The organism is Saccharothrix sp. NBAS 001, assembly GCF_056640475.1.
Map to the genome: position 1 here is coordinate 3,223,050 of NZ_CM153251.1, position 21,448 is coordinate 3,244,497.

Below are 21,448 nucleotides of genomic sequence, written 5' to 3' on the forward strand. Positions count from 1 at the left end.
CCCGGAAACCGACGCCGGACAACCGTTCCAGAAGAGACGTTCCAGAAACGGATCACCCATGCTGCTGGTCACCTTCTCCACCGAGGGCGGTCCCCGCCGCCTCGGCGTGCAACGGGAGTCCGACGTGGTCGACGTCGGCGCGCTGGCCGCCGCGCGGTCCGCGCCGGCACCCGGCACGCTGCTCGACGTGGTCGAGCGCGACGCGGCGGACGCCGTCGCGGCCCTGCTCGACGGGCCGCTCCCGGACGGCGTCGCGCACCCGCTGGACACCGTGGCGCTGCACGCCCCGCTGCGGCCCGGCAAGATCATCGCGGTCGGCCTCAACTACACCGAGCACGTCGCCGAGTCCGCCCGCGCCCTGGACACCGCCCAGGAGCTGCCGCAGCGGCCGGTGCTGTTCGCCAAGCCCGCCACCGCCGTCATCGGCCCGGAGGAGGCGATCGAGCACAACGGCCACCTCACCCAGCAGCTCGACTGGGAGTGCGAACTGGCCGTGGTGATCGGCAAGACCGCCAAGCGGGTCCCGGCCGAACGCGCGCTGGAGCACGTGTTCGGCTACAGCGTGCTCAACGACATCAGCGCGCGCGACCAGCGCCGGGGCGGCCTGTGGTTCTACTCCAAGGGCCAGGACACCTACGCGCCGTTCGGCCCGGCGGTGCGCACCGCCGACGAGATCCCCGACCCGCACGCGCTGGAGCTGTCGCTGAAGGTCAACGGCGAGGTGCGGCAGAAGTCCAGCACCCGGTACATGCTGTTCCGGATCCCGGAGCTGATCGCCGACATCAGCGCCGGCATCACCCTGGAACCCGGTGACGTGATCGCCACCGGCACGCCCGCCGGCGTCGGCGCGGGCCGCACGCCGCAGGTGTGGCTGTGGCCCGGCGACGTGGTGGAGGCGACCGTCGAGCGGATCGGCACGCTGCGCAACCCGGTGGTGGACGTCCGGTGAGGACCTTCCGGATCGGGCAGATCGTGCCCAGCTCCAACGTGACCATGGAAACCGAGATCCCGGCCATCTTCCGGGCCCGCGAGGCGGTCGCGCCCGAGCGGTTCACGTTCCACTCCAGCAGGATGCGCATGAAACACGTGCGCAAGGAGGAACTGGCCGCCATGGACGCCGACTCGGGCCGCTGCGCCGCCGAACTGTCCGACGCGCGGGTGGACGTCCTCGGGTACGCCTGCCTGGTCGCCATCATGAGCCTCGGGCAGGGCTACCACCGCACGTCCGAGCGCAACCTGGGCGCGATCGCCGCCGAGAACGGCGCGCCCGCACCTGTCGTGACCAGCGCCGGAGCCCTGGTCGACGCGCTGCACCTGATCGGCGCGCGGTCCATCACGGTGGTGTGCCCGTACCTCAAGCCGCTCACCGAGACGGTGGTCGACTACATCCGCGACGAAGGGGTGGAGGTCGCCGACTACACCGCGCTGGAGATCCCGGACAACCTCGAAGTGGCCGCGCACGACCCGAAGAACCTCGTGCCCATCGCCGCGGCGCTGGACTACCGGGACGCGGACGCGATCGTGCTGTCCGCGTGCGTGCAGATGCCGTCGCTGGAGACCGTCGAGATCGTCGAGCAGGAACTCGGCAAACCCGTGCTGTCCGCGTCGATCGCGACCGCGCACCAGCTCATGCGCGCGCTCGACCTGCCCGCCCACGCACCCGGCGCGGGCACCCTCCTGGCCGGCGGCTACGCCGACGCGCCGTTCCGCACCTGACGCACCCGCCGTGCGCCCGCCCCCTTGGCCCAGCGTCCCGACACTCCGGGAAGGAGTGCTGCCGATGCACAGATCCGCCCACGTCGACACGTTCTGCCGGGATCACCTCCCGCCGCCGGAGCAGCAGCCGGACTTCGTGTTCGACCTTCCCGAACTGCACTACCCGGACCGCCTCAACTGCGCCGAGGTCCTGCTGGACGACGCGATCCGCCGGTTCGGCGCGGACCGCCCGTGCCTGCGCACCGACGACGAGACCTGGACCTACGGCGACCTGGCCGCGCGCAGCGACCGGATCGCGCACGTGCTGGTCGACGACTTCGGCCTGCGGCCCGGAAACCGGGTGATGCTGCGCGGGCCGAACAACCCGTGGACGGTCGCCGCGTGGTTCGCCGTGGTGAAGGCGGGCGGTGTCGCGGTGACCGTGATGCCGTTGCTGCGCGCCAAGGAGATCGCCGAACTGGTCGACCTCACCGCCACCGGGCTGGTGCTGTCCGACCACCGGTTCGCGGCCGACCTGCCCGAGGGCGTGCCGAGCCTGCTCTACGGCGGGGCCGGACCCGACGACCTGGTCGCGCGCTCGGCGACCAAACCGGACACCTTCACCGCCGTGGACACCGCGTCCGACGACGTGGCGCTGCTCGCGCCGACCTCCGGGACGACCGGGCGGCCCAAGGCCACCATGCACTACCACCGGGACGTGCTGGCGTGCGCCGACACGTTCGCCCGGCACGTCCTCAAGCCCGAGGCCGACGACGTGTTCACCGGGACGCCGCCGATCGGCTTCACCTTCGGCCTGGGCGGGCTGGTGGTGTTCCCGATGCGGTTCGGCGCGTCCTCGTTCCTGGTCGAGCGCGCCACCCCGGGGGAACTCGCCGACGTCGTCGCCCGGCACGGCGTGACCGTGCTGTTCACCGCGCCGACCGCGTACAAGGCCATGCTGGCGGCGGGGAAGGCGGCGCAGCTGTCCGGGCTGCGGCGGTGCGTGTCGGCGGGCGAGCACCTGCCACCGTCCACCTGGGAGCACTTCCACCGGGAGACCGGGCTGCGGATCATCAACGGCATCGGCGGCACCGAGCTGCTGCACATCTTCATCTCCGCCGCCGACGACGACATCCGGCCCGGCGCGACCGGCAAGGCCGTGCCCGGGTTCCGGGCCGTCGTGCTGGACGAGGACGGCAACCCCGCGCCCGACGGCGTGCCCGGCCGGCTCGCGGTGAAGGGCCCCACCGGGTGCCGCTACCTCGCCGACCCGCGCCAGCTCGACTACGTGCGCGACGGCTGGAACCTGACCGGCGACACCTACGTACGCGACGCCGAGGGCTACTTCTGGTTCCAGGCCCGCAACGACGACATGATCATCTCGTCCGGCTACAACATCGCCGGGCCGGAGGTGGAGGCGGCGCTGCTGGACCACCCGGACGTCGCCGAGACCGCCGTGGTCGGCGCGCCCGACCCGGACCGCGGCGCGATCGCGCACGCGTTCGTGGTGCTGCGGGCGGGCGCGTCGGCCGACCCGGCGAAAGCGGCCGAACTCCAGGCGTTCGTCAAGTCGGTGATCGCGCCGTACAAGTACCCGAGGCGGGTCGAGTTCGTGGCCGAGCTGCCCAAGACGCCCAGCGGGAAGGTGCAGCGGTTCAAGCTGCGGGCGCGGGTGCGGGAGCAGGCCCCGGACGTGGCCGGGGCCCCGGCGCAGCACGGGATCACCGCCGGTGACGCACTGATACCGTGACGCCGTGACGACGGGATCGGGCGAGGTCGGGTTCGCCGACGGGGACAGCTACGCGAAGGCGGCCCAGCCCCGGCAGTTCATCGTGACGCTGTACGGCCTGTTCTCCCGCGACCACGGCGGCTGGCTGTCGGTCGCCTCGGTGGTCGGCCTGCTCGGCGAACTCGACATCGACGAGGCCGCGGTCCGGTCGTCGATCTCCCGGCTCAAGCGGCGCGACGTGCTCCAGGCGGAGCGGCGGGGCGGGGCGGCCGGGTACGCCCTGTCGCCCGCCGGCCTGGCCATCCTGGACGAGGGCGACCACCGGATCTTCCGGCGCAAGCGGGCGACCCTGGCCGACGGCTGGCTGCTCGCGGTGTTCTCGGTGCCCGAGTCCGAACGGCACAAGCGGCACCTGCTGCGCTCCCAGCTCAGCCGGCTGGGGTTCGGCACCGCCGCGCCGGGCGTCTGGATCGCGCCCGCGCACCTGCACGAGCCCACCGCCGACATCCTGCGCAGCCAGGACCTGCACGGCTACGCCGACCTGTTCCGGGCCGACCACCTGGCGTTCGGCGACCTGGCCGGCAAGGTCCGCCGGTGGTGGGACCTCGACCAGCTCGAAGGGCTGTACTCGGCGTTCCTGACCGAGCACGGCCCGTCGCTGGAGCGGTGGCGGGGCCTGCCGTCCCCGGGCGCGGGCGCGGCCGGCGAGCGGGCGGCGTTCGCCGACTACGTCCGGCTGCTCACCGACTGGCGGCGACTGCCCTACCTGGACCCCGGCCTGCCCGAGGAGCTGCTGCCGCCGGAGTGGATCGGCATCCGCGCCGCGGACCTGTTCTTCAGCCTCCAGGACCGGTTGGAGGGCGCCGCCCGGGGGTACGGCGAGCGGACGGTCTCCGGCTGAGCGCTACTGCACCGACGCCGGCCGGCGCAGGGCTTTCCAGACCGTCCACACCAGATCGACCAGCAGGACGACCGCCCAGATCCGGCCCGCGCCATAGATGAACGCCTCCGCCCCGTCGCGCGGGACCCGGCCGAGCAGCACCGTGCCGAGATCGCGGGTGACCAGGTCGCGCACCCACGACAGGTCGTAGTACGCCAGCACGGCCTGCGTGCCGGCGAACAGGGCCGCGTCCACCGCGAGACCGGTCCACCGCTTGGCCTCCCCCTCGCCCGTCGCCTCCTCGGCCCACGCGTCCTCGGCGGACACCTGGTCGGCGGGCACCGGATCGGCGGGCACCGGGTCCTCGGCGGGCGGCGGGAACTCGGCGACGCCGAGCCGCCGCACGGCCCGGGGCACGACGACCGCGCCCGCCAGGATGACGCCCCCGGCCACCAGGCACGCCACCGCCCAGTTCGCGCCGTCGTAGAGCACGCCCGCCGCGAGGCTGCCGACCAGCCCGCCGACCAGGCACGCGGACTCGTAGACCCCCATGCCGCGACCGACCCGGGCACCGGATGCCTCGGCGATCACCGCCTGCTGGACCGGTATCACCGCCGCCCACGCGAGCCCGCTGAGCACCCACAGGCCGGCGATCACGTACGGGCCCGGCGCCCACGACAGGCTCACCGCGAACGCGCAACTGGCCAGGGACGCGGCCGTCAGCACCCGCGAGCGCCCGAACCGGACGACGTAGCGGTGCAGGTACCCCGCCGCCACGCTCATCGCGATGGCTCCCGGCAGGAACACGTAGGCGATCTGGACGACCTCCAGGCCGAACCCGCGTTGCAGGTGCAGCAGGAGCAGCAGCGAGACGGCCGCCTCGGCGGCCATCGTCATCGCGACCGCGAACAGCATCGGCCGCAGCCGCCGGCCGACCTCGCCCAGTCCCCCGGCCGCGCCCAGTCCCCCGGCCGCGTCCCGGCGGCCCCCGACGGGCCCGGGGCGTTTCGGCGCGGTCACCAGGAACCCGGCGGCGAGCAGGCAGGCCGCCGCGCACAGCCAGAACAGCCCGCCGAAGCCGATCACGCCGAGCAGCGCCAACCCGAGCACGAACGCGACCCACGACCCGGTCTCCTCGGCCCCGAGCAGCCTCGGGAACACCCCGGAGTCCTCGTCCAGCCGCTCGCCGACCATGGCGCGCACGCTCACCCACAGCAGCGCGCCGCCCGCGCCGCCGACCGCCGCCGCCCCGTAGGCCACGACCACGTCGCCCGCCACCGCGTACCCGGCGCACGACACCGCGTAGAGCAGCGCGCCGCTCGCGGCCACGCACCGGCGCTCGTACCGGTCGGCGAGCACCCCGGCGACCGGCCGGACCAGCACCGACACCGCCATCTCCAGCGCCGTGAGCACACCGACCCCGGTGGCGCCCAATCCGAGCGACGCCCCGGCCCACAGCGGCAGCACGAAGTCGATCAGCTCGTTCGGCCCGTTGGTCAACGTGGCCGCCCACAGCGCCCGCCGCTCCCGCCGACGACGCACGACCCCCGCGGTCGTCACCTGGTCCCCCCAAACTCCGAACACCGTTCGATCTACTCCGAACGGTATACTGGGTTTCGTCATGAACGCAAAGAACCAGGCGCTCGAACTGCTCTGGGGTGACGGCCGGCGGCCCAGCAGGGGCCCGCAGCGCGGCCTGACGGCGGACCGCATCGTCGCCGCGGCGATCGAGGTCGCCGAGGCCGAGGGCCTGGCCGCGCTGTCCATGCGCCGGATCGCGACCGCGCTCGGCGTCGGCACCGCCTCGCTCTACACCTACGTGCCGGGCAAAGCCGAGCTGGAAGCCCTGATGCTGGACGCGATCGGCGCGCAGGACACCCTGCCGGACGAGTGGCCGGGCGACTGGCGGGCCAAGCTCGAAGCCTGGGCGCGCGCCGACTGGGTGGCCTTCCGGGCGCACCCGTGGATCCTGCGGCTGGTGGCCACCGCGGCGACGCCCGGCCCGAACATGCTGCGCTGGCTGGACTCCGCGCTCGCGGCGCTGGAGGGCACCGGGCTGACCGAGGCCGAGAAGATGGCCGTGGTCGAGTCGATCGACGCCTACGTGCGCGGCCTCGCGCGCCAGCACGCGGAGGACGAGCAGGCCGGCACCCGCTCGCCGGACGAGACCGCCGAGCGGAACCGGGCGCTGGGCGAACTGGTCGACTTCACCCGGTACCCCAGCCTGCTGCGGGCGCTCCAGGCGGGCGTGTCCCCGTGGGCGGGCGACCAGTTCGAGTTCGGCCTGCAACGCCTCCTCGACGGCGTCGAGGCGCTGGTGGCGTCCCGGCGGGGCTGACCGGGGCGGCGGTCAGCGGCGCAGCGCGGCGCGGACCCGGCCGACCACCGCGCTCTCCTCCCGGCCCACCTCGCCGTCCGCCGACGCGACCCGCTCGCACATCCCGACCACGGCGAGCACGAACGCGTCGGCCTCCTCCGGGGACCGCGCGGCCAGCAACGCCACCGACCCGCGCAACGCCGCCAGCACGCCGGCCTCCACGTCCTCGACCGATCCCGCCGGCAGCTGCGGCGCGCCCGAGTCGACGGCGGCGCGCACCCCCGGCGGCAGGGCCGCCATCGCCCGGATGCCCGCGTGGCTCTCCTGGTCCAGCGCGCCTTCCTCGGCCACCGACACGAGCACCATCGCGCCGTAGACCGCCGTGCGCAGAGTCCGGCTCTCCTCGTCCGTGTATCCGCTCATGGGGCAACCCTACGTTCCGGATGATCACCGGCCGTCAGCCGGGCGTCGCCCGGCGGCGGACCGGAGCGGGCCCCTCAGCCCGCCGACGCGAGCAATTCGGCGACCGTGAGGAAGCGGTAGCCCTGTCCGCTCAGCCGGTCGATGAGCGGGCCGATCGCGTCCCTGGTCGTCGCGCGACCCGGGTACATGCCGTGCAGCAGCACGATCGAACCCGGCCGGACCTGCTCGGCGGTCCGCCGCGCCAACTCCGCGCCGGTGGCGGGCTGCTCGCCGGCGGAGTCGGTCTCCACGTCCCACGTGATCGTCTTGCGGCCGTGCTCGGACAGGTAGTGCGGCAGGGTGACCAGCTTCTTGCCGTTGGGCGGGCGGAAGGTGATCTCGCCGGTGTAGCCGGTGGCGCGGATCCGCTCGTCGGTCTTCTCGACCTCCTCGGCCACGAAGGACGGCGTCACGAACACCATCCGCTCGTGCGAGTACGAGTGGTTGCCGATCTCGTGGCCCGCGCGGGCGATCGCCTCGCCCAGTTCCGGGTGCGCGGCGAGTTCGCGGCCGGTCAGGTAGAACGTGGCGCGCACGCCCTTGACCGCCAGCACGTCGAGCATCGGCCGGGTGCCCGCCGGGTCGGGGCCGTCGTCGAAGGTCAGCGCGACCACCTTCCGCCCGGTCTCCACCCGGTTCACGATCTCGCCGAACAGCTGGAAGGTCCGCGCGTTGGCCAGCGCCGTCAGCCCGACCCCGCACAACGGCACCAGCACGACCACGGCCACCAGGACCACCGTCCACCGACGTGCCCTCGGGGTGCGGGGTAGCAGTCGCATCGGGCCATCCTGGCGGATCACGATCCGTGACCGCGCCCGGTGCTCCGCGCACAATCGTTCAAGACCCGGCGGGCCGCCGGCGGCTAGAACTCCGGCGTGGTCGAACTCGGATTCATCGGACTGGGCGTCATGGGACAGCCCATGGCCCTCAACCTCGCCCGCGCGGGCGTCCCGCTCACCGTCTGGAACCGCACCGCCGACCGGTCCGGCCCGCTCGCCGACGCGGGCGCGCACGTCGCCGACGGGCCCGACGAGGTGTTCACGCAGGCCGACGTCGTGTTCCTGATGCTCGCCGACGAGGCGGCCGTGGACGCGGTGCTCGATCGCGGCGGTGCGCGGTTCGGCGCGCGCTGTCGCGGGCGGACGGTCGTGCAGATGGGCACGATGCCCGCCGACTACTCGGACGCGCTCGGCCGCGACGTGGCCGGCGCGGGCGGCGCCTACGTCGAGGCGCCGGTGTCCGGTTCGCGCGGGCCGGCCGAGCAGGGCGCGCTGGTCGCGATGGTGTCCGGCGCGGACGCCGACGTGGCCCGGGTCCGGCCGCTGCTCGCGCCGATGTGCGCCGAGGTGGTCGACTGCGGGCCGGTGCCGGGCGCGCTGCTGATGAAGTTCGCGGTCAACCTGTTCCTGATCACCATGGTCACCGGCCTGGCCGAGGCGTACCGGTTCGCCGAGGCGAACGCGCTGGACCCGGCCGTGCTGACCCGCATCCTCGACGCCGGCCCGATGGCGTCCTCGGTGTCGCGGGCCAAGGCGGCGAAGCTGCTGGCGGGCGAGTTCGCCGTGCAGGCCGCCGCCACCGACGTGCTGAAGAACAACCGGCTGATCGCCGAGGCCGCCCGCGCGGCCGGCGTCGCGTCACCGCTGCTGGACGTCTGCCACGCGCTGTTCGGCGAGACCGTCGCGCTCGGCCACGGGAAGGAGGACATGGCCGCCGTGGTGCACGCCATCCGCGCGCGCACGTGACCCGCCACCCCGGCGGGCTCCGCGCTCCCCGCCGCGCACGGCCGCGATCCACACCGCCGGCGTCACCCCGTAGGCGCGCTTGAACATCCGGGTGAGGTGGCTCTGGTCGGCGAAGCCCACGGCCACCGCCGCCTCCGCCGGCGGCGCGCCCGCGCCCATCAGCCGCCGGGCCGCGTCGAGCCGGCGCATCGTGCGGAACCGGGTCGGGCTGGTGCCGAACGCGGCCCGGAACTGGCGGGCCACCGCCCACCGGTCCAGTCCGGACACCCGCTCGAAGTCGGCGGCGCGGTGGCGGTGCGCGAAGTCGTCCGACAGCAGCGCCCGCACCCGGCGCACCGCGTCCAGGTCGAGCCTGCCCCGGCCCGGCGCGGGCTCGGCGGAGTGCGCGCGCAGCAGGTCCGCGACCGCCGCGGTGATCTCGGCGGCCTCCACCTCGTCCAGGGGGTCGTCGATGTGCCGCAACCAGTTCGCCACGGCCGCGCCCACCCGGTCCGGTCGGATCACCGGATCGGCGACGAACGGCAGCGGCCTGCCGCCGAGCGCGTCCTGCACCAGGTTCGGGTCGAGGTAGAGGATCCGGTAGCCGAACCCGAGTTCGGTGCCCGCCGCGCCGTCGTGCGGCTCGTCGGGGTGCAGGACGTGCCACTCCCCCGGCAGGCAGTGCCGCTGCTCGCCCCGGTAGCGGAAGGTCTGCACGCCCGCCAGCGTCACGCCGATCGCGTACGTGTCGTGCCGGTGCGGCTCGAACGCCGTGCCGACCAGCGCCGCCTCCATCCGCTCGATGCCGGCCGCACCGCCGCCGAACCTCAACCGCGCGGCATGTCCGATACCCGACATCAGGGGGGTCTTCTGCCCCGACACCGCGAAATTACGCATAGCAGCCTCCCGATGCGGGTCAGACTAGGCGAGGTGTCGACCGTGGCGTCGACTTCCCATCCGACGCCATCCCCGGCGTGGCTCCCCTGATCGGGCCACAGGTCCCTGGACGACGGTGTCCCCCGGCCGTGTCCGAGCGGTCGTCACGCGGCCGTGCGGGCTCCACCGCACGGCTCGCGGTCCAGCCGATCGTCATCCGGAAGAGGTTGATTGTGTCCACGTTCGTCGTGCTGCTCGTCCTCGGCGCGGGGCTGCTGGTCGGTACCCGCCTCAACAGCGCCAGCGAGGCCCACGCCTACTTCTCCCACTCCCGCAGCCGCCTCGGCCGCAACTTCGGCGAGTGGATGCGGCAACTCGTCCGCGCCACGGTGGGGGTGATCGGTCTGCTGGTACTCCTCTACCTGGTGTTCTTCCAGTTACCCGTGACCTGATCCGACGGCACCTGCCGGAAGTCCCGTGCCGGGGCGGGCTCGCGCCGCCCGGCGCGGGTATCCGGCGAGGCGGTCCGGCCCTCTTCAGGGATGAGGCCCGGACCGCCGCACGCCGCCGCCCGGCGTGCGGCGGGGCGGGGCGGAGAGGAGGAGCACGGGCCCGACTTGGCTTCGCACGAGGGAGAAGTCACAGTCGTCGGATGATCCGCGCCGGGTTGCCCGCCGCGAGCACGTGGTCCGGCACGTCGCGGACCACCACGCTGCCGGCGCCGATGACGGTGTTCTCGCCGATGCTCACACCCGGGCAGACGATGACACCGCCGCCGAGCCAGGCGTTGTCGCCGATGGCGATCGGCGCCGGCCGTTCCCAGCCGGCGCGACGGCGTTCGTGGTCCCGCACCGGGTGCAGCGCGGTGAGCAGCTGGGCGCGGGGTCCGATGCGGACGTCGTCGGCGATCGTGATCCGGGCGTCGTCCATGAAGATGGCGTCGTTGTTGACGAAGCTGTTCGCCCCGATGGTGATCAGCGAACCGTAGCTGCACTGGAACCGGGGCAGCACAACGGATCCGGGGCCGAACCCGGCGAACAGGTCGGCCAGGATCCTACGGCGTTCGGCGTCGTCGTCCGCTCCCGTCGCGTTGAACCGGTCGAGCGCGCGCCCGCAGTCGCGGCGCTCCTCGGCCAGGTCCGGCTCGTCCAGGTACCACTCGCCCCGCGACATCCGTTCCTTCTGCTCACCCACGCGGCCGTCCCCTCCGGAGCGAAAGCACCCACCCGACGATTCGACGATACGGTGGGAGGACGTCCGCTGATCACCGACGAACGGCGGGCGGCCCGTCAGGACGGGTCGTGGACGGCGGCGACCCGGTGCGCCACCTCGTCGTACGGGCCGATCGCGACGACCACGCCACCGTCGAGGACGACGACGGTGTCGGCGAGCCGCACGGTGGTGTCGCGGTGGGCGATCACCAGCAGCGCGCACTCGGCGGAGACCTGCCCGACGGTGCGGGCGAACGCGGCTTCGTTCGCGGCGTCGAGGTGGGCCGTCGGCTCGTCGAGCAGGAGCAGGCGGGGGCGCGGCAGCAGGGCGCGGGCGATGGCCAGGCGCTGCCGCTCGCCGCCGGAGATCATGCCGCCGTGCTCGCCCACCGGGGTGTCCAGGCCGTCGGGCAGCCGGTCGACCAGCCCGGTCAGGTTGGCCATCGCGAGCACCCGGTGGATGTCCCGCTCGGACGCGTCGGGTACGGCGTAGGCGACGTTCTCGCGCAGGGTGCCGTGCAGGACGGGCGAGGTCTGCTCGACCAGGCCCAGCAACGCCCTGGCCCGCGCGGTGGTCAGGTCGGCGTGCAGGTCGCGGCCGTCGAGCAGGATGGTGCCCCGGTCCGGGTCGTAGAACCGCTCGACCAGCGCGAACAGCGTGGACTTGCCCGCGCCGGAGCCGCCGACCAGCGCCACGTGGCCGCGCTGCGGGACGGTGAAGGTGACGCCGCGCAGGACCGGCCGGTCGGGCCGGTAGCCGAACCAGACGTCGCGCAGTTCGAGCGCCGGGCGCGGGCCGTCCGGGACGGTGCCCCCGGTCGGCGGGCCGGCGGGCGCGCCCCGGCCGGCCGGGTGGTCGGTCTCCACCGGCAGCTCGGTCAGGTCGTGCACCCGCTGGAGCGCGGCCAGTCCTCTTTGGAGGGTGGCGGCGATCTCGAAGAGGCCGGCCGCCGGCAGCGCGAGGTAGCTGACGTAGAGCAGGAACGCCACCAGCTCGGCGAGGGTCAGGTGGCCCTCGGCGACCCGCGTGCCGCCGACCACCAGCACCACGATGAGCGAGCCGTGCGCGGACAGCGTGACGGCGGGGCCGGCGACCGAGTCCAGCCGGGCGGCCCGCAGGTTCTGCCGGTAGCTGCGGCGCGCGCACTCGGCGATCCGCTCCTTCTCCCGGTCCTCGGCCCGCATCGCGCGGACAGTGCGGATGGCGGTCAGCGCGCGTTCCAGCTCGGCCGACATCCGGCCCAGGTCGTCCTGCGCGCTGCCGGTGGCGTCCCGGATGCCGCTGAGCACGAACAGGGTCACCCCGCCGATGCCGCCGACCACGACCGCGACGATCAGGAACAGCAGCGGGTCCAGCCACAGCATCGCCGCCATCCCGCCGACCACGACGAACACCCCGGACACCAGGTCGACCAGGTCGTAGGCGATCGCGTCGCGCAGCAGCGTGGTGTCGGTGGTGGCGCGGGCCAGCAGGTCGCCGACCCGGTGCCGGTCGTAGAGCCGCATCGGCAGCCGCAGCAGGCGGTCGACCAGGCGGATCCGCAGGTCGAGCACGACGCCCGCGCCGGCCCGCTCCAGCCAGTACCGCCCGAGGGTGTCGATCACCGCCGCCGCCACGAACACCACCGCGAGCAGCGCGAGCAGCCACCCGACCGGGCCGCCGGTGGACACCGACTCGATGGTCCGCATCGCCACCAGCGGCTGGACCAGGCCCAGCGCGGCGCCGAGCAGGGTCAGCGAGAGGGCGACGGCGATGCCGCGGCGGTGGCCCCGGGTGGCCGCGAGCAGGTGGCGCGGCCCCACGCGGGTGGGCGGCGGCCCGTCCGGCGCGGACGCGGGTGCGTGGTCGGTCGGTGCGACGACCGTCATCGGCGGTGGTCCTGTCCGTCGGGGGCGGTTCAGCGGCCGGCCGGGCCGCCCCGGACCGGTGCGCGGGCGGTCCCGGCGTGCGGGACGGTCATCAGCACGTGCAGGCGCTCGGTGCCCGGCGGTTCGCCGACCGGGCGGCCCTCGGCCTCGACCCAGGCGTGCGCGGCGAACGGCGCGGTGCGCACCCCGACCCGCCACGTCGGCCAGGCGCCGCCGAGCCGGCACAGCAGGGCGGTGGCGATCGAGCGCGGCAGGCAGCCCGCCCCCGCGCAGCGCAGGCTGACCGCCGTCACGGTGTCGCGGGCGGCTTCCGCCTCGGCGTAGCTCGCCGGTCGGGCCCGGGAGCGCACGACCGCCAGCACCGACCTGATCCACCGGGGCGGCAGCGCGGACAGCCCGCGCGCCACCACCGTCACGGCCCAGCCGACCGCCCGGCGGCCGGCGCCCGCCCGCCGGGTCCGGGCGGGCAGCGCGGCGGGAGTGGTCACCGGGGCACCGCCAGTCCGGCCGAGCGCAGGTGCTCCACGACCTCGGCGACGTCCGCGCCCACGCTCGACGCCTCGCAGCCGTCCAGCTTCAGCAGCACCTCGACGGCGTCGCGCCGGTCGCCGCCGTCGAGCATGGTGCGCAGCACCGCCGAGCCCGTGGTGTTGAGCTGCCAGTAGCGCCCGGTGCGCTCGTCGAGCAGCACCGCGCCGTCCTCGGTCTCGGTCAGGGACACGTGGTCCGCGAGCCGCAGTGTCATCCGGGCACTCCAGTCAGGAGGGTCGTGGGGAAGCCGGTGTGCTCCAGGTCCCGCAGCCAGCGCTCGCAGCCGATGGTCTGCTCGACCATGATCGGCGTGGCGTCGGCGAGCCAGATCCCGGTCAGCTCCGCCCGCAGCCGGTCGACGTCGACCAGGCCGAGGGCGGCCAGCCGGGAGTCCTCGCACAGGGCGAGCAGGTCCGCGCGGTAGCGGGGCAGGGCGGCGTACTCCGGCGTGGTGCCGCCCTTGGTGGCGCGCGACCGCGACCGCTCCGGGACGACGCCGCGCAGGGCCTCGGCCAGCAGCGGTTTGTAGCGCCACGGGGTGGTGCGCTCCTCCGGCCGCACGGCCAGGCACGCCTCCACCACGCGGTCGTCCAGGAACGGCGCGGCCACCGGGAGTCCGTGCGCCGCGGCGGCGATGGCGGAACCGCGGACCACCCGGCCGCTGTGGCGCGCCAGCCGCACGTTGTCCTCCAGCGCGCCGCCACGCGCGCCCGGGTCCACGTCGGCGGCGGCCCGGTGCAGCAGTTCCCGGGCGGCGTCCACGGCGTCCGGGGTCGCCCACGGGGGCAGCCGCAAGCTGTCCCGGCGGCGGTCCTCCGGCGTGGTGAGCGCACGTGCCCGCGCCAGCAGGACGCGCCGCTCGTCACGCGGTGCGGTGAGCAACCACCGCACGTGCGCCCACGACCAGTTGCGCAGCGCCTGGTGGCCGCGCACGTGCGCGTAGGCCAGCCTCGGGTCACGGCGGAGGAGTTCCGGCAGGTAGCTCCACGGCGCGTGCAGCACCTCGTCGCCGCCTTCGCCGGACAGGTGCAGGTGGGAGCCGTGCGCGGTCAGCAGGCGGGAACGTGCGACGTCCTCGGCACGCACGTGGGTGTCCGGGTACGGCTCGTCCCGGGCCGCCGCCCGGTCGAGGATCCCGCTGTAGGGCCCGGGGAGGTCGTCGTCGGTCACGACGACGCGCCGCACCGAGGGCAGCCCGGCGGCGGCGATCGCGGCCCACCGGCCGTCGTCGTCGGCCGGATCCGGGCTGACGACGGTGAACGCGGGCAGCCGGCCCACCTTGGCGGCGGCCAGCGAGCACACCGCGGTCGAGTCGACGCCGCCGGACAGGTCGGCGCTGACCACCGGCCTCGACGCCACCCGCGCGGCCACCGCGCCGGTCAGCGCCGCGCGCAGCACGGGCGCTCCCCGGCGCAGCGACGACGTCGGCTCGGGTGGACGCCACCAGCGCACGGTCCGCGCCCGCCCGCGCCGGGACAGCAGCAGGCAGTGGTCCTCGGGCACCGCCGCGACCCCGTGCCACAGCGGCACCCCGGCCACGGCCGGCGGTGCCTGCGGGAACATCAGGCACGACGCCAGCCGCCGTTCGTCGACCCCGGAGCCGGCCAGCCGGGCGAGCACGTCGGCGCGGTCGGCGGCCACCTCCACCCCGCCGACGCGGGCGTGGAACACCCGTCGCACGCCGAAGGCCGTGCCCTGCGCGCGGACCGCGCCGTCGACGCTGGCGACCAGGTGGAAGCTGCCCGCCAGGGAGCGCGCCACCGGGTCGAGGTCGAGCGGGTGGGTGGTGCGCCGCGCGATGGCCCCGATCTCGTCGGCCGACGCCGGGCAGCAGCCCAGCACGGCCACCCGGGTCCGCCCGGCGGTGCCCACGAGCAGGTCGCGCGGGTCCCAGCGGCCGACCAGCCACGGCCGCCCGGAGGGGTGGTCGAGCTTCCGGGCGACCGTGAACGGGCCCGTGCACAGCGACGCGAACGCGGCGAGGGCGCCCTCGTCGTCGGGCAGGACGACGAACCACTCCTCGCCGCGAGCGCGATCGGGAGAACTCGTGCTCACCGCACCTTCCCCTCGGTCACCCGCCGGCACCGCGACCGGTCAGCGCTGCCGGCCGCGACGGGAGTCCCGCCGGGGTCCGCCGAGGCCGAGGGTCGGTCCGGAGAACGCGCCGACCCGCACCAGCTGCGGCTTGGTGTAGCTCGCCGGCTTGGTTCGCATGGCCAAAGTCCTTTCACCGAGGCAGTTCCGGGACATCACCGTGGCACACGGTGGTGATCGGCAGAACCACCTGCCGGACCGTCCACACCTTCGTGCGGTGCGTTCACCGTGAAGTGCCCACCAGCTCCCGTTCCATGACCGAACGCGAAGATCGAGGCAGCCTTAAGGGTCAGAACTCCCCCTGCCGTGCGGTGGGTGACGACCGGGGCCCGCACGAGTCGGTACCGGGCGCTCCCGGCCGGCCGGCGGTCGCGCCGCACCCGCCGACATCGGTCCACAGTGGACAGGCGCTCAGGAGTCCGCGACGGGGAACTTCGCCACCCACCGCCGCTGCCACGGGGTTTCGACCGCGCTGCGGTGGTAGTGCTCCCTGGTCCACGCGACGGCGTCGGCCGGGGCGACGCCGGAGAGCACGGCCAAGCACGCGAGGACCGTGCCGGTGCGCCCCACGCCCCCGTTGCACGCCACCTCGACGGCCTCGCCGGACCGGGCCCGGTCGTGCAGGGCGCGGATCCGGCGGACCGCCAGGTCCCGGTCGCGCGGGAGCCGGAAGTCCGGCCAGTCCAGCCATTCGCGCGGCCAGGCCAGGCCGTCGTCGTGCAGCGCGCGCAGCCGGTCCGTGCCGAGGTAGAGGCCGTAGCCGGGGACGGGGCCCGCCGGGCGCGGCCGGCGCAGACCCCGGCCCCGGACCAGCGTGCCGTCGGGCAGTTCGGTGGCCCCGGTCAGCGGTGGGGCGCTCATCCGGTCACCGCCCGGCGCCTGCGGTGGTTGGCCACGTTGACCCGGTTCCCGCACAGGTCGGGCGTGCAGTACCGGCGGCGGCCGGCCCGGCTGGCGTCGACGAACACGCCCCGGCAGCCCGGCGCGGCGCACGCGCGGAACCGGTCGTGGCCCAGCGAGCGGACCACGCCCAGCAGCGCCACGCCGACGACCGCCGCGAGCCGGTCGGCCAGCGGCGCGCCCGGTCTCGTCGGGACGTGCCACTGCCAGCGCCGCTCGGCGTCGCGGCGCAGGACGGGCCCGAGCCCGGCCCGGCCGATCAGCACGCCCGCGCCCGCGACGGCCTGCTCCTCGGTCTCGGTCTCCACGATGCCGCGCACGTCGAAGCGCAGCAGCCGGACCGCGAAGACGTCGTCGGCGGTGGGCGTCGCGCCGGCGATCCCGTGCCGGGCGAGCAGGTCGGCCAGGGCCGCCGGGTCCGGCAGCGCGTCGACGCCCCGGACCGTGGGCGACGTGGTGACCAGGTCGGTCGCCAACGCCGCCCCGGCCGGGTAGTCGCCGATGGACACGTCCACGAACACCCCTCCCAGTAATCTTTCTGGGAGGACTATAACCCTTACCGATCGATCTTCGCGACCGTCAGCGCGCGGTGAGGAACCGGTCGACCGGCAGCGCCCGGTCCACGATCCGCACCTCGCCGAGCCAGCCGTGGAACGACTTCTCCACGATCCGGTCGTACGCGTACGCGCCGACCAGCCACGGGTCGTTCGCCGTGGCGATGCCGGTGGCCGGCGTCGACGGGTTGCGCAGCAGCTCGGAGCCCTCGACGTAGAGCTTGGTGCGCCGGCCGTCGTTGACCACGGCGACGTGCCACCAGGTGTCCTCGGCCATCTCGTGGCCCCAGTTGGTGGACATCTCGTTGCGGTTCTTCGGGAACACCGCCCACTGCAACCCGCCGCCGCCCGCGACGTTCAGCGTGCACAGCGGCTCTTTCGGGTCGTCGCCGGTCTTGCCGGCCGCCGCGCCGGGCGCGAGCTTGGTCAGCAGGCCGCACCACGGGTGGTTGAAACCCGCGGGCAGCTTGATGAACGCCTCGACGGTGTAGCCGCGCTCGAAGGTCATCCGGTTCATCGGGGCTTTGTCCACCGTGGACAGGTAGCCCTCCTTGCCGAAGAACCTGCTGGCGCGGCTGGGCGAATCGCGGTGGTGGTCGGTGGTCGCGGTGAGCGTGCCGACCTGGCGCAGGTCGTTGCCGTTGCCGGACAGGTCCTTGAGCGAGTCGGCCCGCCAGTACGCGACCGTGCCGGGCACGAGCAGCTGCCGCACCGGCCGCTCCGGGCGGACCGGGACCGGCGCGAAACCGGCGAACCGCTTCTCGAAGTCGATCGGCACGCTGAACCGGTCGGCGTCGCCGGTCAGCTCGACCTCCCTGCGCTCCAACGTGTTCAGCGACCGCTTGCCGGCCAGCCACGGCGAGTACGTGCGCACGTCGATGGTGTTGCGGGCCAGGTCGAACTCGTAGAGCCGGATCATCGCGCTGCCGCCGTAGTAGCGGTCCTGGTAGTTCGTGATGTGCACGTGGACGTCGTTGCCGGCGGCGTTGGTCAGCACCGACCGGGCGGGCGGCCAGAAGTGGCCGTTGAGGGTCAGGAAGATCTGGTCGTGGTCCTTGACCAGGTTCTCCCACAGCCGGCGGCCGTAGTCCGACAGCTCGGCCTTGCCCCCGTCGCCCGCGTAGACGAACTCGTGCGTGGTCAGCACGGCCGGCAGCTTGGGGTGCTTGGCCAGCACGTCGCGGGCCCACGCGAAGCCCTTGTCCGACATCCGCCAGTCCAGGGCGAGCACCAGCCACTCCCGGCCGGCCGCGCGGAACACGTGGCAGCTGTTGTAGCCGTCGGGGCTCGCGCCGCGGAAGGTCGGCGACTCGCGGAACCGGCGCGGCCCGAACTCGTCCAGGTACGGCGTGCGCCCGCGCTGGTCGTCGGTGCGCGAGTCGAGGTCGTGGTTGCCGGCCAGCACGCTGTACCCGACCCGCCGCCGGTCCAGCGCCCGCAACGACCGGCCGACGTCCTCGATCTCGCTCTTGAGGCCGTTCTCGGTGAGGTCGCCCAGGTGCGCGGTGAACACGATGTTGTCCGCCGAGGTCCGGTTGACCAGGTGCCGCAGCGCGGCGTCGAGCGGCTCGGCGTTGCCGCGATCGCGGTCGAACAGGTACTGGGTGTCCGGGATGACCGCGATGGCGAACCGGTCGCGGTCGGCGTCCGGGCGGGTGGACCGGGTCTCGGGCTCGGCGGAGGCCGGTGCGGCGGCGGTCGTCGCGACCAGCGTGCCGGCGGCGGCGGCCCCGGTACCCAGCAGAAACGTGCGGCGGGTGGTCATGGGCCGGGACAGTAGGCAGGCTCCGCCAACGGGCGGCGAACCGGACATGAACCTTCCTCACTAACTGCCGGTCGCCTTTCGCGCCACCCACGCCCGTTACCTTTTTGTTATCACCCGGAGGTATTGGAGAGGACCGAACGGCACACGTGTCAGGCGGGGACGGGGGAAGGTGTCACCGCGAGACAGGAGGGGCTTAGTGGCGATCCAGTTCATCCGAAGGCGGCTGGGCGCACCACGGGCGGGGGGAACCGACTACGAGACCGCGGCGAAGCTGCGGGTGCCGGCCGAGCTGCTCGACCGGCACGAAGGGCGCGTGCTCGACCCGGACCGGGTCGAGGCGTCCGGCGGGACCCCGCCGCGGTCGACGGCGTACCGGCCGAGGGTGCTGCTCATCCCCGACGACGTGCTGTGCGACGGCACCGCGATGGACGCGGTGCGGGGCGTGCTCAACGACGCCGGGTACGACTTGGCGGTCCCCGGGACCGGGGGCGGCGGGAGCGCACGGCCGGTCGTGCTGCGCGCGCTGGCCGGGCGCGACCACGACGTCGACTCGTGGGCCGCGCTGCAACGGCTGCGGGCCGCGGCCGGCGACGCGCTCGACCACGACCTGGTGCGGCGGATCTCGTTGGAGCACCTGGTGTTCAGCGCGGTCACCATCACCGGCACGCCGTGGGACACCAACAGCGACCAGGTGGACGGCTCCTACCGCCGCTCACCGTCCGGCTCGTCGCGCGTGCCGGTCGCGATGGCCGCCGCGCCGCCGCGCCGGGCCGAACTCGGCGAGCGGCTCACCCGGCGGCCCGTGGTGGCGCTGCTGGACTCCGGCATCGGGCCGCACCCGTGGTTCGGCATCGCCGACCGGTCCGCGCCGCCGCCGGCCGACGGCTTCATCTCCGTGCTGGACGAGGCCCAGCGGGCGATCCGGGACCAGGCGGTCGCCGAGCCGTCCCTGCTGGACTACTGGGACAGCCCGGTCGTCTCGGACCACCTGATCCGCGACGTCGACAGCAACACCGGGCACGGCACGTTCATCGCGGGCATCATCCGGCAGGCCGCGCCGAGCGCCGACGTGCTCGCCGTGCGGGTCATGCACAGCGACGGCGTCGCCTACGGCTCGGACGTGATCGCCGCGCTGGAGGAGATCTCCCGCCGGGTCGACCGGGCCCGGCGCGAGGACCGGCCGGCGGACATGGTCGACGTCGTGTCGCTGTCGCTGGGCTACCTCGACGAGTCGCCGGCCGACGCCGTCTACACCACGCACCTGGCCGAGGTCGTGCGCCGGCTCACCGAGCAGGGCGTGCTGGTGCTGGCCGCGTCCGGCAACAACTCCACCAGCAGGCGGTTCTACCCGGCGGCGTTCGCCGACCTGCCGGACCTGCCCGGCGCGGGCCCCGGCGTGATCAGCGTGGGGGCGTTGAACCCCAACGCCACCAAGGCGGGCTTCTCCAACGACGGCGCGTGGGTCACCTGCTGGGCCACCGGCGCGGGCGTGGTGAGCACGTTCCCCACCGACGTGAGCGGGCCGCGCCAGCCGGAACTGGCCGACGCGCACCGCAGCGGCCTGGACCCGGACGACTTCCGCAGCGGGTTCGCGGTGTGGGACGGCACCTCCTTCGCCACCCCGCTGGCCGCGGCGGCGGTGGCGAACGCGCTGATCGACGTGGCGGCGGCGGACACCGGGCTGAGCCTGGCCGCGGTCGACCAGGAGACGGTGATCAAGCGGGCGTGGGCGGCGCTGGAGCGCTGCTATGAGCAGTACGAGGTCTGACCGCCGGCAGGCGGACGGCAAGCCCTTCGACGACTACGAGGGGCTTGCCGGCCTGTTCGAGTCCGCCCGGGACGGCGACCGGGCGGCGCTCGGCCGGATCGTGGAGGTGCTGACCCCGGTGCTGTGGCAGGTGGCGCGGGCCCAGGGCCTGGACCGCGAGCGGGCCGCCGACGCGGTGCAGACCGCGTGGCTGCGGCTGCTCGGCTCGATGGCCGACATCCAGTCGCCGCGCGCGCTGACCGCGTGGCTGGTGACGGTGACCAAGCGGGCGTCGTGGAGCCTGCGCGACGAACAGCGCGGCCACGACCTGATCGGCGTCGCGCCCGACGACCAACTGCCCGACCCCGGTCCGCGACCGGACGAGGAGGCGGTGTTCGCCGACCGGCGGATCCGCCTGTGGGAGGCGGTCGGCAAGCTCTCGCACCGCTGCCGCGAACTGCTGCGTGTGGTGGCCTTCGTCGGCCGCGCCGAGTACTCCGAGATCAGCGCCGCGCTCGGGATGCCGCGCGGCAGCATCGGCCCCACTCGCGGCCGGTGCCTGGCCCAGCTGCGCAAACAGCTCCTCGCCGACCAAGAGGGGAGCTGGCGGTGACCCCGACCGACCCGGACAGCCCGCGCGGCGAACTCGACGAGCTGGACTCGCTCGTGCTGCGCGAGGTCCGGTGGATGTACGAGTCGCTCGACCCGGTGCCCGGCGACCTGGTCGACCTGGTGCGGTTCGCCGTGCAGCTGGAGGAGGTCGACGTCGAGGTGGTGCGGATCGCCGAGCACCACGAACTCGCCGGCGCGCGCGGCGACGTGCGGTCCCGGCTGATCACGTTCACCGGGGAGACGCTCGACTTCCTGGTCAACGTGCAGGCGCGGGGCGACGGCACGGTGCGCATCGACGGGTGGATCTCGCCGCCGGCCGCGCACCCGGTGGAGGTGCGCACCGCGGCCGGCCCGCTGCGGACCCGCTCCGACGAGGAAGGCCGGTTCTCGCTGGACAGCGTGCCCTCGGGCCTGATGCAGTTCGTGATCCGACCAGAAGGGCGGACCGGTGCCGTAAGCACACCGACAATGACACTATAGGC

The 21,448-nt window shown here is 74.4% G+C and carries 22 protein-coding genes; 10 read left to right on the forward strand and 12 right to left on the reverse strand.

Annotated features, from left to right (window positions below; all coding sequences use genetic code 11):
- The first annotated feature begins 58 nt into the window (after positions 1-58).
- The 4 genes from AC0HI0_RS13580 to AC0HI0_RS13595 all read left to right on the forward strand — a co-directional run bounded on the left by AC0HI0_RS13580 (position 59) and on the right by AC0HI0_RS13595 (position 4,325).
- Entirely contained in the window at positions 59-949 is an 891-nt protein-coding gene (locus tag AC0HI0_RS13580; RefSeq protein WP_480932694.1) for a fumarylacetoacetate hydrolase family protein, read from the forward strand.
- Positions 946-1,716 carry a maleate cis-trans isomerase family protein gene (locus tag AC0HI0_RS13585; RefSeq protein WP_480932695.1) on the forward strand — a complete coding sequence of 257 codons (771 nt, stop codon included), beginning with the start codon at positions 946-948 and terminating at the stop codon, positions 1,714-1,716. The genes AC0HI0_RS13580 and AC0HI0_RS13585 overlap by 4 nt, the downstream gene beginning before the upstream one ends.
- Before the next feature lie 64 nt (positions 1,717-1,780).
- On the forward strand, positions 1,781-3,445 hold the full coding sequence (locus AC0HI0_RS13590) for an AMP-binding protein (RefSeq protein ID WP_480932696.1): 1,665 nt from the start codon (positions 1,781-1,783) through the stop codon (positions 3,443-3,445).
- 4 nt (positions 3,446-3,449) lie between these two features.
- Positions 3,450-4,325, forward strand: a complete 876-nt coding sequence (locus AC0HI0_RS13595) for a PaaX family transcriptional regulator (RefSeq protein ID WP_480932697.1) — start codon at positions 3,450-3,452, stop codon at positions 4,323-4,325.
- 3 nt (positions 4,326-4,328) lie between these two features.
- Here the strand turns inward: AC0HI0_RS13595 and AC0HI0_RS13600 are convergent, their stop codons facing one another.
- The gene (locus AC0HI0_RS13600; RefSeq protein WP_480932698.1) at positions 4,329-5,864 is read right to left on the reverse strand and encodes an MFS transporter; all 1,536 of its coding nucleotides are present in this window, start codon (positions 5,862-5,864) and stop codon (positions 4,329-4,331) included.
- 61 nt (positions 5,865-5,925) lie between these two features.
- On the opposite strand from AC0HI0_RS13600, the gene AC0HI0_RS13605 reads away from it, so the two are divergent.
- Positions 5,926-6,642 (forward strand): TetR/AcrR family transcriptional regulator C-terminal domain-containing protein, encoded by a 717-nt coding sequence (locus tag AC0HI0_RS13605; protein ID WP_480932699.1) that lies wholly within the window; start codon positions 5,926-5,928, stop codon positions 6,640-6,642.
- 12 nt (positions 6,643-6,654) lie between these two features.
- Here the strand turns inward: AC0HI0_RS13605 and AC0HI0_RS13610 are convergent, their stop codons facing one another.
- The gene (locus AC0HI0_RS13610) at positions 6,655-7,044 is read right to left on the reverse strand and encodes a hypothetical protein (RefSeq protein ID WP_480932700.1); all 390 of its coding nucleotides are present in this window, start codon (positions 7,042-7,044) and stop codon (positions 6,655-6,657) included.
- A 74-nt stretch (positions 7,045-7,118) separates the two neighbouring features.
- Positions 7,119-7,862 carry a polysaccharide deacetylase family protein gene (locus tag AC0HI0_RS13615; RefSeq protein WP_480932701.1) on the reverse strand — a complete coding sequence of 248 codons (744 nt, stop codon included), beginning with the start codon at positions 7,860-7,862 and terminating at the stop codon, positions 7,119-7,121.
- A gap of 96 nt (positions 7,863-7,958) precedes the next feature.
- Here AC0HI0_RS13615 and AC0HI0_RS13620 point away from each other — a divergent pair, with 96 nt between their 5' ends.
- A complete protein-coding gene (locus AC0HI0_RS13620) occupies positions 7,959-8,828 on the forward strand; it encodes an NAD(P)-dependent oxidoreductase (RefSeq protein WP_480932702.1) in 870 nt (289 codons plus the stop codon).
- Here AC0HI0_RS13620 and AC0HI0_RS13625 read toward each other — a convergent pair.
- On the reverse strand, positions 8,721-9,704 hold the full coding sequence (locus tag AC0HI0_RS13625) for an AraC family transcriptional regulator (RefSeq protein ID WP_480932703.1): 984 nt from the start codon (positions 9,702-9,704) through the stop codon (positions 8,721-8,723). The genes AC0HI0_RS13620 and AC0HI0_RS13625 overlap by 108 nt on opposite strands.
- 212 nt (positions 9,705-9,916) lie before the next feature.
- On the opposite strand from AC0HI0_RS13625, the gene AC0HI0_RS13630 reads away from it, so the two are divergent.
- Positions 9,917-10,135, forward strand: coding sequence for a hypothetical protein (locus AC0HI0_RS13630; RefSeq protein ID WP_480932704.1), 219 nt, complete (start codon positions 9,917-9,919; stop codon positions 10,133-10,135).
- A gap of 187 nt (positions 10,136-10,322) precedes the next feature.
- On the opposite strand, the gene AC0HI0_RS13635 is transcribed toward AC0HI0_RS13630, so the two are convergent.
- The 8 genes from AC0HI0_RS13635 to AC0HI0_RS13670 all read right to left on the reverse strand — a co-directional run bounded on the left by AC0HI0_RS13635 (position 10,323) and on the right by AC0HI0_RS13670 (position 18,607).
- Positions 10,323-10,877, reverse strand: a complete 555-nt coding sequence (locus tag AC0HI0_RS13635) for a sugar O-acetyltransferase (protein ID WP_480932705.1) — start codon at positions 10,875-10,877, stop codon at positions 10,323-10,325.
- A 95-nt stretch (positions 10,878-10,972) separates the two neighbouring features.
- Complete coding sequence (locus AC0HI0_RS13640) at positions 10,973-12,763, reverse strand: ABC transporter ATP-binding protein (protein ID WP_480932706.1); 1,791 nt, start codon at positions 12,761-12,763, stop codon at positions 10,973-10,975.
- Between the two features lie 29 nt (positions 12,764-12,792).
- Positions 12,793-13,251, reverse strand: a complete 459-nt coding sequence (locus AC0HI0_RS13645; RefSeq protein WP_480932707.1) for a lasso peptide biosynthesis B2 protein — start codon at positions 13,249-13,251, stop codon at positions 12,793-12,795.
- Positions 13,248-13,508, reverse strand: coding sequence for a lasso peptide biosynthesis PqqD family chaperone (locus AC0HI0_RS13650; protein WP_480932708.1), 261 nt, complete (start codon positions 13,506-13,508; stop codon positions 13,248-13,250). Before AC0HI0_RS13650 ends, AC0HI0_RS13645 begins: the two co-directional genes overlap by 4 nt.
- The gene (locus AC0HI0_RS13655; protein WP_480932709.1) at positions 13,505-15,349 is read right to left on the reverse strand and encodes an asparagine synthase-related protein; all 1,845 of its coding nucleotides are present in this window, start codon (positions 15,347-15,349) and stop codon (positions 13,505-13,507) included. Before AC0HI0_RS13655 ends, AC0HI0_RS13650 begins: the two co-directional genes overlap by 4 nt.
- Positions 15,350-15,799: 450 nt before the next feature.
- Positions 15,800-16,249 (reverse strand): protein-tyrosine phosphatase family protein, encoded by a 450-nt coding sequence (locus AC0HI0_RS13660; protein WP_480932710.1) that lies wholly within the window; start codon positions 16,247-16,249, stop codon positions 15,800-15,802.
- Entirely contained in the window at positions 16,246-16,803 is a 558-nt protein-coding gene (locus AC0HI0_RS13665; RefSeq protein WP_480932711.1) for a CGNR zinc finger domain-containing protein, read from the reverse strand. The genes AC0HI0_RS13660 and AC0HI0_RS13665 overlap by 4 nt, the downstream gene beginning before the upstream one ends.
- A 64-nt stretch (positions 16,804-16,867) precedes the next feature.
- Positions 16,868-18,607, reverse strand: a complete 1,740-nt coding sequence (locus AC0HI0_RS13670; RefSeq protein ID WP_480932712.1) for a LamG-like jellyroll fold domain-containing protein — start codon at positions 18,605-18,607, stop codon at positions 16,868-16,870.
- Between the two features lie 196 nt (positions 18,608-18,803).
- Here AC0HI0_RS13670 and AC0HI0_RS13675 point away from each other — a divergent pair, with 196 nt between their 5' ends.
- From AC0HI0_RS13675 to AC0HI0_RS13685, 3 genes are read left to right on the forward strand one after another with little or no spacing between them, the layout of a single operon-like run.
- Positions 18,804-20,375 (forward strand): S8 family serine peptidase, encoded by a 1,572-nt coding sequence (locus AC0HI0_RS13675; protein ID WP_480932713.1) that lies wholly within the window; start codon positions 18,804-18,806, stop codon positions 20,373-20,375.
- Positions 20,356-20,967 carry an RNA polymerase sigma factor gene (locus tag AC0HI0_RS13680; RefSeq protein WP_480932714.1) on the forward strand — a complete coding sequence of 204 codons (612 nt, stop codon included), beginning with the start codon at positions 20,356-20,358 and terminating at the stop codon, positions 20,965-20,967. Before AC0HI0_RS13675 ends, AC0HI0_RS13680 begins: the two co-directional genes overlap by 20 nt.
- Positions 20,964-21,446: a hypothetical protein gene (locus AC0HI0_RS13685; RefSeq protein ID WP_480932715.1), complete on the forward strand. Its 483-nt coding sequence runs from the start codon at positions 20,964-20,966 to the stop codon at positions 21,444-21,446. The genes AC0HI0_RS13680 and AC0HI0_RS13685 overlap by 4 nt, the downstream gene beginning before the upstream one ends.
- Positions 21,447-21,448 lie beyond the last annotated feature (2 nt).